The organism is Niallia sp. RD1 (assembly GCF_024219955.1).
Classification (GTDB): domain Bacteria; phylum Bacillota; class Bacilli; order Bacillales; family Cytobacillaceae; genus Niallia; species Niallia alba.
Genome location: NZ_CP100420.1, coordinates 573,629 through 587,342, shown reverse-complemented (window position 1 = coordinate 587,342; position 13,714 = coordinate 573,629). Strand labels below are relative to the sequence as shown.

Here is a 13,714-nt window from a genome sequence, read left to right as displayed (position 1 = left end):
ATATAATGAGTACAACATTAAGAACTTTATTATTTGCACTACTTTTTGCATTAATTATGCAATTACAGCTTAATTTAGATACAGACAAAACCGCTTCTAGACAATTAAAGAACTCTTTAGAATTAGCAGTTCATGATGCTGGTCTTGCGATTAATCCAGCTGCATTATCTGAAGGAAAGATAATCTTTGATAAAGAAAAATCATTAGAAAATCTTAAAAATAGTTTAAATAATAATTTAAAACTTAAAAGTTCTCAGGGCTATGTTTATACACCTACCGCAAACTCTTTTTTTCAGAAAGAATTGTACTTAGTTCATCTAGAATTTATTGATGATAGTATATCCAGGACCTATCCGTTTGTATATTATAACGATAACTACCAGGTATTCGAAAACGTAGAAGGTCCTTGTGTAATTGCCATTGTAACTACTGAAAGCCCCCGCTGGTTCAAAGGAGATCTTGCAATGATACGACAAGCAGCGGTTTATGAGTATAAAAATAAATAACAGGATAAAAGAACCATGCTAATTGTATGGTTTTTTCTTTTAATATTCCAAAATTATCCGATATAAACAGTGAACATGGTTAAAACAACCAATTTTTTTTACTTTTATAATGAAATTATCTTAAGAACCGGGTATAATTAAGGCATATCAATACTATTTTTTATTTTTTGTGCCATCAATGGCTATTCGATTAATGAAAAAAGATGCGGTTCTTTGGGACTATGTTTTAGAAGTTGATTAGGGTGATTATACTCTGATCCATTAAAACGTCCCATTGGATCGCTTTTTTTCGTTTATAAAGGACAAAAAATAAAGTAAAAAAATTGAGAGGGGAAATTTATATGAAAAGAGTAATAACGTTATTAACATTAATACTAATTTTAGGAGTATTAAAACCAGTGCATTTGCTTGCAGATGAGTTACCTTTAGCATCCTGTAGCATGACAATTAATTCAGATAAGGCTACACAAGCTAACCCAGCAAATGCAAGTGGATTATGCAGAGATATAGTGTATGGATATTATGCAAAGGCTGCAGATACTTTTAATATTTTTGGTGGGGTTCATCAATCTGTAACAAAAAGTGGTCAAAAGTTTATAGTACCCGTTTTTTCAGATAAACACACTCATGCAGAATTAACGGTTTATATTAACAGGGTTGCTACTAAGCCAACTCCTAAACCTACACCGAAGCCTGAGCCAAAGCCCGAACCTAAACCTACACCAAAGCCTGAGCCTAAACCAGACCCTAAACCTGCACCAAAGCCTAAACCAGAGTCCAAACCGGTTACACAACCGAATTCTGATAATAAAGCAACAAAACCTTCTACTTCTACAGGTAGTAAAAATTCAAGCAATACCAATACTAGTAAAAATAACTCAACTAATACTTCAAAATCGAGTTCTAGTAAAAGCAACTCAACTAATCTATCAAAATCAAGTGGAACAAGCAATAATTCAGAAAGTAAAAAAACAAACAGCAGTTCTTCTTCCAATAGTTCATCAAAATCAAGTCAAAGTAGTTCTTCCGATAGAAGCAATAACGAGGAAAATAAAGTTGTTGCCTCTGTAACAAAGATAAAGGAAGGAAGTAATACATCTACTGATAAAAATGATAATAAAACAAAAGAAAGCACAATGGAAACTGAGCAGAAAAAAGAAAGTTCTGATAAAAACGACCCTTCTACTGAAAACAAGGAAGATAACATGGATACCAATATTACAAATGAAAACAATGATAATATTAAAGAAGAAGCAACTCGTTCTTCAATTCTAGATGAAGATGAGTCTAAATCTAGTAAACTCCCAATAATTATTTCGGTAGTAGGAGTACTAATTATCGGAGCTGCAGTAATCTTCATTATTAGAAAGAAAAAATTAAAAATTTAAACTTGTTATTTATTGATTCCCCATTTAATTTGCTTTAAAATATTTAATATAAACTTTTATATTAAATGGGAACGACCCAAGACGAAGTAGTTTAATAAACTGCTTTAGTTTTGGGTCGTTTTTTATTATTAGGAGGTGAAATGTTAATTTTTTTACAAAGAATAGAAAGCGGGATTTAAATGAGAAATGCAAAGATTTTTTTTCTGATTCCTATTTTATTTTTTTATTTTTACTTTTTATTCAAGAGCATCATGCTCACGCAAGTACTGGTGATGAAGATATATATAATGTTTCATCAACGGTTAAGAATAATTGGAATAACCTAATGGGATCAAAAGATTTCACTATGACTAGTGGAAGAAAAATAGTTTACGATGTATATTCAGACAAGTTTGTTACAAATGGTTATCAAGTTACAACAAAAAATTTTGGGAAAGGTAGTCAAAAATATATTAGATTTTCGGGTTGGTCAGTATTATTTGGACATCGTGAACATACCTCTTCTAACCAAGATACGTATATAGTTGCTAGAAAATCATCTGGTGATAGTGGTATCGGCACAGTAAAAATTTATAAAACAGTTCAAGGAAGTTTAGATGCAACTGAGGATCTAGAATATAATAATCAAGGGGCTGGCATATGGAACCAATGTCCATCTAGTGCAACAAATAGATGGAACGATGATTGCAATATGAAATATCAAGATGTAAGTTTTAATGCTTATTTACCCTTAGAAGAGCTTTTCAATAAAAAAGAAAAAGCTAATTGGGATTTATTTATCGTTAAAAAAGTGCAAAATCAAATTGTGTATACGCCACTTATTCTTCCTTTCGAATTTAGTAATAAAGCATATGAGGGAGGAAAGTTATCGCTTTCAAGTGGTACCAATACTAATACCTTAGAAATGAATGCAGAAGGTGTATTACGAAGGAAAACGCCCAGAGAAAGTGCACCCTCTGTCATTGATGAATTAGGTAATAACAGATACTTCACTCAAGGGAAAACTTATACAAAAGTCGATTTTGAAGAATCACAAACAGCTGTTTGGTATGGAGTTAGAAGTCCACATGATAGTAATAAAACCAAATGGGCAAATACCGCATATTTTACTTTTAAAGGAGATCAAGCTAAATTATCATTTCAACCAAATAGACCTCCTATTGCAAAATGGGAATGGGATCCTTCCAATAACGTCTATAATGATACAACTGTCAAAATGATAAACAATTCGTCTGATCCCGATGGCGACCCTTTAACTTACAAATGGTACAGGAAACCATATGGATCAGCTGATAGTAATTATGTTCAAATATCAACTGCTAAAACGCCATCTAGCTTTAAGATTGCAAAAGGAAAGTATACCTTTAAATTAGTAGTTTCTGATGGAAAAGAAGAGGCAGAAGCTGGACATGCTTTATATGTAAATAACAGGCCTCCTGTTGCAAAATGGGAATGGGATCCTTCCAATACTATTTATAATGATACACCAATCAAGATGGTTAATAGTTCTTCAGATCCTGACGGAGATTCTTTAACATATCGCTGGGAAAGAAAACCATATGGCAGCGCAGATAGTAATTATGTGACTGTGTCTACTGCAAAAACGCCGTCAAGTTTCACTATAGGAAAGGGAGACTACACCTTTAAACTCACTGTTTCTGATGGAGAAGATGAAAGTGTTGTCGGTCATGCCTTATATGTTATTAATAGACCTCCAATAGCTGATTTCACTTGGAATCCTAGTACCATTTACAATGATACTTCTGTTTCTTTCAGTAATAAATCTTCAGATGTCGACGGTGACTCATTAACGTATAAGTGGGAAACTCAAAAGCCTAATGAGACTACCTGGAGTACATTTTCTACTTCTAAAGACCCTCCTTATACTTTGAATAAAAAGGGCGTTTGGAAAGTTCGTTTAACTGTCTCAGATGGAGAGGCCAGCCATAATGTAACTAAAAATATTACTGTACAGAATAGAGCACCAGCTGCCGATTTTTCTTGGAGTCCTAGTACCATTTACAATGATACTTCTGTTTCCTTCAGTAATAAATCTTCAGATGCTGACGGTGACTCTCTAACGTATAAGTGGGAAACTCAAAAGCCTGATGACACTAATTGGAGTACGATTTCGACTTCTAAAAATCCCTCTTATACCCTAAATAAAAAGGGGATTTGGAAAGTTCGTCTAACTGTTTCCGATGGGGAAGCAAGCAATAATGTGACTAAAAATATTATTGTAAAAAACAGAGCGCCGAATGCTGATTTCACCTGGAGTCCTAGTACCATTTACAATGATACTTCTGTTTCCTTCAGTAATAAATCTTCAGATGCTGACGGTGACTCTCTAAGGTATAAGTGGGAAACTCAGAAACCTAATGAGACTACTTGGAGTAGCATTTCCACTTCAAAAGAACCTTCTTATACTCTAAATAAAAAGGGCGTTTGGAAAGTTCGTTTAACTGTCTCAGATGGGGAAGCTAGTCACAACGTAACTAAAAATGTTACTGTGCAGAATAGAACTCCGGTTGCTGACTTTATATGGAATCCTAGTACCATCTATAATGATACGTCCGTTTCTTTTACTAATAAATCTACGGATGCTGATAAAGATTCTCTAACGTTTAAATGGGAAGCTCAGAAGCCAAATGAGTCTACTTGGAGTACCATCTCTTCTTCTAAGGACCCTTCTTACACTTTAAATAAGAAAGGGGTTTGGAAAGTCCGATTAACGGTTTCAGACGGAGAAGCTAGTCATAATGTGACTAAAAACATTACCGTTCAAAACAGGATACCTGTAGCAGATTTCACTTGGAGTCCTAGTACTATCTATAATGATACGTCCGTTTCTTTTACTAATAAATCTACGGATGCTGATAAAGATTCTCTAACGTTTAAATGGGAAGCTCAGAAGCCAAATGAATCTACCTGGAGTACTATTTCTACTTCTAAGGACCCTTCTTACACTTTAAATAAGAAAGGGGTTTGGAAAGTCCGATTAACAGTTTCAGACGGAGAAGCTAGTCATAATGTGATTAAAAACATTACTGTTCAAAACAGGATACCTGTAGCAGATTTCACTTGGAATCCTAGTACCATCTATAATGATACGTCCGTTTCTTTTACTAATAAGTCTACCGATGCTGATAAAGATTCTTTAACGTATAAGTGGGAAGCTCAGAAGCCAAATGAATCTACCTGGAGTACTATTTCTACTTCTAAGGACCCTTCTTACACTTTAAATAAGAAAGGGGTTTGGAAAGTCCGATTAACGGTTTCAGACGGAGAAGCTAGTCACAACGTGACTAAAAATGTTACTGTTAAAAATCGAGCTCCTGTTGCGGATTTTACTTGGAACCCAACAACCATTTATAATGATACCACTGTCTCTTTCACTAACAAGTCATTTGATACAGACGGTGATCCATTAACAAATATATGGGAATATCAGGAACCAAATAAAACGACTTGGACCAAATTCTCGACTGAAAAAAATCCTAAAAATATTTTCACTAAGGTGGGAGATTATAAAATAAAATTAACTGTTACAGATGATGATGGAGCTACAGGTACAAAAGAGAAAACTCTAAAGATTACCAATAGACCACCACAAGTTACTCTTACATATACACCAAAGGATGTATATGAAGGTGATACCGTAAATGTTTGTATAAAAGTAATTGATTTAGATAAACAACCAATGACAGTTAAATTATTTTTAGAAAAGGATTATGGGAATAAACAAACCGTTTTAACAAAATCAAATATTAACTCTGGTGAAGAGGTTTGTTATGTTTTTGTTCCAGACGTAGGGAATTATGATTTTACTACCGAAGTGGATGATGGCCATGATAAAACGACTGTAGATATATCCTTTTATGCTAAACCACTAATCATAAAAGGACATGTAAATCATACAGCCGATTGGAAGAAAAAGCATGAGAAACTTGGAAATACACTAGATAAATTTTTTAGTGGTGAAAAGTTTTTACTTGAAGCAGATACTTCACCTTATGAAACTATTTATGTAAAGAGTACTTTATCCGCGGTTCAAATGGATAACAAAAATACTACCTCTCCTGTTGATTTAAATAAAGTAACTAATATATTGTATAATGGTTCGCTTTATGAAGAAAAACATCAGTACTATCCAACTATGTTGAAAGTAGGAGAAGCTAAATTTGAATTTGAAGTAAAGTATAAGAATGGAGTAATTAAAAAGGATACCGTTAAAATAAATATAATTGATAACGCATTTAACTCATCTAGATATCATCGCAAATTTTAATTAATGTGGTCAATTATAGTATGGCTTGTCATAATACCAGTATTAACAAACTATTGTTAATACTGGTTTTTTTATTTATATTGGTGTTCACGAATAATAATGTCCCTTTAAACAACTATATAGTTGTTTAATAAACAATAAAGTTATTTAAAAACGAATAGTATTCATCGTAATCTTGCCAGTTCTTCTAGAACTAACGGGGCAGGAGAGTTAAAGAAGGATTTACATATTTTTTGGTGAATATTTGAATGAACTTACTAAATTTAACAGAAGATGATGTAATCCATATGGCTAGTAAATCAGATTTATAATGAAAATTTCGCTTTTTAGAAATTATGTAGATATATGCGAAGGAGGATATACATGACTGAAATAAAAACACTTTCAATTCCAGACCCAATAACTGCCCTGCTAAATAACTATGAGATGACTATTGAAAGGTTATATATATTTAATAGGTTACTACCAGAAAGGGATACCAAAGAGAATGATTTATATCAACTAGCTGCAGAGTACTATAAAGTTTTAAAGCATGTTTCTAAAGAGCTATATAAGGATTTTTCAGTGGAATTATTACCGGTTGGAGAGTTCTTCGAAGAAATGTCCGAGAGATTGGATGACGACGAAATTCAGGAATTAATTAAACCATTCTTAGAATAAATCTTGAGTAGCAAGTCCTAAATAGTGTTTCCCTAAGTTTATTATTTTTGCTCTAGTGGTGTTTTTAACATTTATCAATAAAACCTAATGAAAAATTCTTTAGAAAGATCGTGCTACATTCCTATAATAAATAAGATGCTTCTTTTGTCGCTATAGGGGCAGGATAGTTTAAGTGAATTTCTTCACAAACCTACGAATAGCAGCTACTTTACTTTTTGGATCTGGGTATACTTCCACAAAATAAAAAATATAATGATTGGGTTTCATTAGTTAATGTATTTGTCACATTTCCTTAGATAATACATATGAACATATTAAGAATGCAGAAAGGAGAATATATATCGTGAAAAAATTTCTGTTTTTCGTTTTATGTATATTAATGATATCACCTTCAATTGTTAGTGCTCATTCAGGCATTGTATCATCTAATCCAAAAGAAGGAGAAATATTAACCGAGGAATTCAATCAAATTAACCTTTATTTTAATACAACTATAAACGAAATAAGCACAATGAAACTTTTGAAGGATGGAACCGAAATTTCGTTTATTGATATTGAAGTTAAAAGCAAAAAAATGATTGGAACCTTAACAGAACCTTTAGACAATGGCTCGTATAAGATTGAATGGTATATTGTCGGGAAAGATGGTCATCCAATAAGAGGTGAAATTAACTTTCTTGTACAAATAGAACAAAAAGAGGGAGAAAAAAATACAACTCAGCAAATCACTAATGAAGAGGAAAAAAGCCAAGTCCAAAATAATAATGATGGTATAAGTGAAAATACAGATGACAAAAACATCTTAGTAACATTAATGGGGCTATTTCTTATCTTTGCAATTGTGGTTATATGGTTAATAAGGAAAGAACTTTAACAAAACGCACTTTAAATATTGGTTTTTGTCAGTACTTAAATTACTTACTTTTCAATATAAAGAATTAAATCAAAAGTTAAAGTATGTTATGTGTTTATATAGAAGATGCAGGTAAAAAAGGGAACTTCTGTCCAGTCAGAAGTTCCCTTTTTTACCTGCATCCTTATTTACATATAACTTTCATTATTTCTTTATTGTATTTAAGGACCCGAAGGGTGAGGCATCAAGTGGTGATCTACTAGTGTATCATAATAAGAATGATTCGAATTTTTCAGGCTCGTAAAACGTATGTCCGTATATAATTCATATGTAAAAATAAAACTTCAATAAATAGACACATTTAATAAATTTTAATTTATGTATAATAATGATAGCACTACTAAAATAGTGTTAATGTTTTTTCTACAAATATAATATAAATTCATAGGGGGTTACGATGAAGAAAGTCATTTCTTTACTTTTAGTAGGATTGTTTTTTCTAAATGCAAATAATGCTTTTGCACATACAGGTTTAAAAAGTTCTTCACCAGAAAATGGGGAGACAGTAAAGGAAGAATTTAATCAATTAACACTCACATTTGAGACGAAAATTGAACAGGGAAGTACATTTACTCTTGTGAATTCAGCCGGAAAGGAAATTTCCGTTCAAAATATTGAGTTATCAGATGACCAAATGACTGGAAGGTTGTCTTCACCTTTGGAGAATGATAACTATGATGTAACATGGCAAATTATTGGAGTAGACGGGCATGTTATAGAAGGGGAATATTCATTTATAGTTGATTCGCCTGTTACAGAAGAAGAAAATACTGGTGTAACGGAGGAAAAAGCAACAGATGAATCTGTAACGGAGGAATCCACACAAGACGAATCACAGGAAGAAGTGGATCATTCCTCCATGACTCCTGAGGAACATGCTGCTTATGAAAAGAGAAATTCAGACCCTTCCACTGTTTTAATTCCTGCAATAATAATCTTAGTAGGAATTATCCTTCTTATCATAGCTGCGGCCTTCATTATAAAAAGGAAGAAATAAAAAATGGTGATTATAGGTACTCTTACTCAAGCTTTGTTATATGTTTGTTATGCCATGCTAATGGGGAGCTTTATTCTCGATCTTGTACCTAATAAGCACCGACCAGTGGTGCATGTACCTAAAAAAATATTACTATTCTCCCTCGGGGGGATAGTAATATTTTCATTTATACCCGTTTTGCAACTCATCTTGTACTTAAGTTCATTACGTGGGTTCTTAGAGGCTTTACCTTTGGTTTTATTAACTTTTGAAACAGGGAAATCCTGGTTCTTTTGTTTTATTGTCTCTATTATATTCTTCTTCTTTTTGTTACATTCTGATAATGAAAAGAAGTCGCACAACTTTATAGGGATATTGCTTACCTTTATCTTAATATGTTCCATGGGTTGGTCAAGTCATGCTAGTTCAATAAGTCCGATTAAAGGATTTTTTAGTGATACTGTCCATTTTACAGCAGTCAGTGTTTGGGTTGGTGTAATTCTTGTAGTTAGTTGGTTTTCCAAAGGCGAATCTAATTGGCTTCCATTTTTAAGTTGGTTTACACCAACTGCTATCTTTTGTTTAGGTTTGACAATAATATCTGGTTTTTTATTAATGGACCTTGTTGTTGACTATGAAAGCTACTTTAATTCATGGATGATACCTTATGGGCAAGCATTATTATTGAAACATCTTTTGATTATTCCTTTACTTGTCTATGCAATGATCAATGGAGTTCTTATTAGAAACAAATTAAAAAAAGATATAAAATTTAAGCCGAGGTCATGGGTAAAGGTAGAAAGTATTGTTATATTGTTGATTTTTTCTGCAACAGCGGCATTAGGTCAACAATCACCGCCAAAAGAAACAGCTATTACAAATGAAACTATTTCCAAAATGACTTCACTCTTTTTTAGAGGAGATGTTGTACCTGATATACAGGTGCAAATAAGCATTCATTTAAACAGTATCATACTGTTAATATTTGCTTTACTTTTTTTGGTTTTATTAGTACTTTCCTTTATAAATAAAAGGCATGTGATTTTATCGTTCTGTATGTGTCTCCTGTCCGTTATTAGTTTGTATATTTCATTAATGCTTAGCATGGAATAAAAACTTAATTGGAAGAAAAGTTCCTATTTCCTTCGATCAATTCAATTAATGAATTGATCTTTTTTATCTTATGGATTATTTCCCTTTTTTAATTTAGATTTTACATATTATAGAATTTTTTTGACTTTTAATAAAGACGAGTATATAATAATTATATGAATATATGTTCATATATTGTAATAAGAAGAATATATAACATCTTTTAGTTTCAAGAGTGTGCGCTAAAATACATTCATTTATTTTATTGGGGTAGTATATAATCAGATGTTTTATTAAGGAGGTATTATTATAATGGGGCATGATCATAGTCATAGTCATAATCATACAGGTGGATCAAACAAAAAGGTGCTTTTCATTTCTTTTATTATTATTACGAGTTACATGGTAATTGAAGCAATAGGAGGAGTTGTTACAAATAGTCTTGCGCTTCTATCCGATGCAGGACATATGTTAAGTGATTCCATTTCATTGTTGATTGCACTCATAGCATTTAAATTAGGGGAGCGAGCAGCTAGTCATAGTAAAACCTTTGGGTATAAACGTTTTGAAATAATAGCAGCTGTTATAAATGGAGTTACTCTAATACTTATTTCTCTTTATATCTTTTATGAGGCAATTAACCGTTTTGCCAATCCACCAGAGGTAGCAACAACAGGTATGCTTTATATTAGTATTATTGGTTTACTTGTTAACATATTGGTAGCTTGGATTATGATGCGAAATGGAGATACAGAAAACAATTTAAATATGCGTGGTGCCTTTTTACATGTTATTAGTGATATGCTTGGTTCAGTTGGTGCCATAATAGCTGCATTGCTTATCATGTTTTTTGGATGGGGTTGGGCAGATCCATTGGCAAGTGTATTAGTAGCTGCTCTTATTTTAAGAAGTGGTTACTATGTAACCAAAGATGCTATTCACGTTCTTATGGAAGGAACTCCTTCAAATGTAGACGTAGAGGACATTATTACCACAGTTAGTAAAACACCAGGAATACAGATTTAATTCGTCAATGTTTCATCCAATTTCGCTGCCAATTGATCGAAGAAAAACTGATCGATCAAGAAGCGATATTTATCGATGGTACAAAGATTGAAGCGAATGCGAATAAATTTACGTTTGTCTGGAAGAAAGCGATTGAGAAATTTCATCAGAGTTTAATTGATAAGTCAAACCAGTTGTACAATGAGTTGCTTGAGAACGAAATCATACCCCAAATTGAACGGAAAAGTGATGAACAGCTATCATTTGGAGAGCTCACTCAAATGGTTCAAAAAGTAGACGAAGTAGTGACCGAATATGATAAACAAATTGAAGAATCTTCAGACGTTACTGAACGAAAAGCCTTACGAAGTGAACGAAAATACCCGAAACAAGTGCGTAAACAGTTGATTGATTTTGTCTTGAGAAAACGGAAGTACCAACAGGATTTTACAATCTTTGGACCACGTAATAGCTATTCTAAAACAGATCTAGATGCGACATTTATGCGAATGAAAGATGATTATATGAAAAACGGGCAATTGAAAGCTGGTTACAATGTACAAATCGCAACGGAAGGTCAATATGCGCTTGCTTATAGTTTATTTCCAAACCCAACAGATACACGTACGTTAATTCCATTTTTAGATGAGATAGAGCAACATTATTTCGAGTTACCGAAACATATTGTTGCAGATGCAGGTTATGGTAGTGAACAAAACTTTAGTGATATTCTCTCAAACAGAAACCGAGAAGCACTGATAACATATAACATGTTTTTGAAGGAACAAAAGAAAAAGTACAAACAAAATACATTTAATCCTGATAACTGGGTATATGATCAAGAAACCGATACATATACGTGCCCTAATCAGAAACGTTTAGAATTTCAATATCATTCTGTCCGAACCGACGCTACAGGTTTCCAAAGGAGTTTCAAAATCTACGAGTGCGAAGACTGTTCAGGATGCCCATTCCGTTCATCATGTACCAAGGCAAAAGAAGGAAACAATCGAAAACTAATGGTGAACAAAAAATGGGAACAGCAAAAAGAATATGTGAGAGCGAAGCTTTCAGAAGAGAAAACGAGTGCCATCTATCGAAAACGCAAAACCGATGTGGAACCAGTTTTTGGATTCTTGAAGGCTAATTTGCGTTTCACTCGATTTTCTGTACGAGGAAAATCGAAGGTGGAAAACGAAATGGGCCTCGCATTAATGGCAGTGAATTTAAGAAAATTCACTGCCATTAACTAAGATAATAGAAGAATTAACACGAAAAAAAAGAGAAAAGTGAATTTGAGTACCTCAAATTCACTTTTCTCTTTTTTAGAGGCTAGTTATGTCCCAGCCTCTTGTTATATATTAAGGGGGATAAATACAATGTTGGACACACTAGTTATTGGAGCGGGCCAGGCTGGTATTTCCATGGGTTATTATTTAAAAGAAACGGGTATGAATTTTCTTATTTTAGATAAAGGAAAAGAAATAGGGGAGAGTTGGAAGTCCAGATATGATTCCTTGATTTTATTTACTCCTAGAATATATAGTTCTCTACCTGGTTTTGCAATGGAAGGAGATAAGCATGGGTTCCCTACAAAAGATGAGGTAGCTTCTTATTTGAAACAATATGTTAAAAAGTTTGAACTACCTATTAAATTTCAAACAGTAGTAACAAGTATAACAAAACAAGAAGAGGAATTTGTAGTATGTACAAATAGAGATACGTACACGACACGTAATCTAGTTATTGCCACAGGTCCCTTTCAAACACCTATGATACCGTCATTCTCCAGTGATTTATCTAATGAGATTTATCAAGTGCATTCTTCTCAGTATAAAAATCCACAGCAGTTAAAGGATGGGAATGTCTTAGTTGTAGGCGGTGGAAATAGCGGTGCTCAAATAGCAGTTGAACTATCCGAAGAAAAAGAAACATACTTGGCACATAGTAATAAATTAGTATTCTTGCCATTAATTTTTAAACAAAAAAGCATTTTCTGGTGGTTTGATAAATTGGGAATTTTAAGTGCAAGTAAGAATTCTTTATTGGGAGGGTTCATCCAAAAAAAGGGTGATCCTATATTTGGATTCGAACTGAGAGATGCCATTAAACGAAATAAGGTGAAATTAAAAGAAAGAGTAATGGTTATAAATCGCGATAAAGTAATATTTAAAGATTTATCATCACTAGAAGTTAACAATATTATTTGGGCTACTGGTTTTACAAATTCATTACCTTGGCTGAACATAGATGATTTATACAATAAGGATGGAAAACTAATTCATCAACGAGGCGTTACCAATATTAAAGGTCTATATTTTATAGGTTTACCGTGGCAGCATAGACGTGGTTCTGCTTTACTTCAAGGAGTTGGATACGATGCAGAATATATAGTTGCAAAAATAAAATAGAAAAGTTGTTTAAGGGAAGAGGATGGACTTTACTTGTATAAGATAAAGTGGGTAGAGTCCTCAATAAAAAATAAATTAATTGACAAAGAAAATGTTTTTCAGATATCCTTTATATATGCATATCTGTTCATGTAAGAATATATTTATGTATAGGAAAAGAAGGTGGGGGAAGTGATGAGGAAAGAAGTTCTCTCTTTGTTATCGGATGAGAATATAAAAGGAGTTTCTCAACTATGCAAGGTGTTAACCAATCCAACAAGAATAAAAATCTTATCTTTAATTTACAAAAAGGACTTAACGGTTAACCAAATTTCCGATCGACTTAAAATGTCTAACTCAATGGTTTCTAACCAGATAAACTACTTGAAAAATATAAATTATATCGAGTGCAAAAAAGGTACAGAGAACTTTTATAGGCATGACGATGAGAAATTAATTGTTACCATTAATCGACTTTTAGAGCAATCTTGTTAAA

At 32.8% G+C, this 13,714-nt stretch carries 9 protein-coding genes and 2 pseudogenes; all 11 read left to right on the top strand.

What is annotated here, in order from left to right; translation table 11 throughout:
• Positions 1-5 precede the first annotated feature (5 nt).
• The 11 genes and pseudogenes from NKG37_RS02805 (at position 6) to NKG37_RS02755 (ending at position 13,713) form a co-directional block, all read left to right on the top strand.
• Complete coding sequence (locus NKG37_RS02805) at positions 6-506, top strand: hypothetical protein (RefSeq protein ID WP_016205131.1); 501 nt, start codon at positions 6-8, stop codon at positions 504-506.
• A 341-nt stretch (positions 507-847) separates the two neighbouring features.
• Positions 848-1,894: a hypothetical protein gene (locus tag NKG37_RS02800; RefSeq protein WP_016205130.1), complete on the top strand. Its 1,047-nt coding sequence runs from the start codon at positions 848-850 to the stop codon at positions 1,892-1,894.
• A 325-nt stretch (positions 1,895-2,219) separates the two neighbouring features.
• Positions 2,220-6,182, top strand: coding sequence for a PKD domain-containing protein (locus NKG37_RS02795; RefSeq protein WP_254415765.1), 3,963 nt, complete (start codon positions 2,220-2,222; stop codon positions 6,180-6,182).
• A 363-nt stretch (positions 6,183-6,545) separates the two neighbouring features.
• Positions 6,546-6,842, top strand: coding sequence for a hypothetical protein (locus NKG37_RS02790; protein WP_016205128.1), 297 nt, complete (start codon positions 6,546-6,548; stop codon positions 6,840-6,842).
• Positions 6,843-7,185: 343 nt separating this feature from the next.
• A complete protein-coding gene (locus tag NKG37_RS02785; protein WP_016205127.1) occupies positions 7,186-7,716 on the top strand; it encodes a copper resistance CopC family protein in 531 nt (176 codons plus the stop codon).
• 436 nt (positions 7,717-8,152) lie between these two features.
• A complete protein-coding gene (locus tag NKG37_RS02780; protein WP_016205126.1) occupies positions 8,153-8,752 on the top strand; it encodes a copper resistance CopC family protein in 600 nt (199 codons plus the stop codon).
• Between the two features lie 231 nt (positions 8,753-8,983).
• Positions 8,984-9,844: a copper resistance D family protein gene (locus NKG37_RS02775; protein WP_016205124.1), complete on the top strand. Its 861-nt coding sequence runs from the start codon at positions 8,984-8,986 to the stop codon at positions 9,842-9,844.
• A gap of 291 nt (positions 9,845-10,135) precedes the next feature.
• Positions 10,136-10,843 (top strand): annotated as a pseudogene (locus tag NKG37_RS02770) (cation diffusion facilitator family transporter); the annotation flags it as partial.
• A pseudogene (locus NKG37_RS02765) lies at positions 10,843-12,081 on the top strand (IS1182 family transposase); the annotation flags it as partial. The pseudogenes NKG37_RS02770 and NKG37_RS02765, both read left to right, overlap by 1 nt.
• Before the next feature lie 126 nt (positions 12,082-12,207).
• A complete protein-coding gene (locus NKG37_RS02760) occupies positions 12,208-13,239 on the top strand; it encodes a flavin-containing monooxygenase (RefSeq protein WP_016205121.1) in 1,032 nt (343 codons plus the stop codon).
• A 174-nt stretch (positions 13,240-13,413) separates the two neighbouring features.
• A complete protein-coding gene (locus tag NKG37_RS02755) occupies positions 13,414-13,713 on the top strand; it encodes an ArsR/SmtB family transcription factor (protein ID WP_016205120.1) in 300 nt (99 codons plus the stop codon).
• Position 13,714 lies beyond the last annotated feature (1 nt).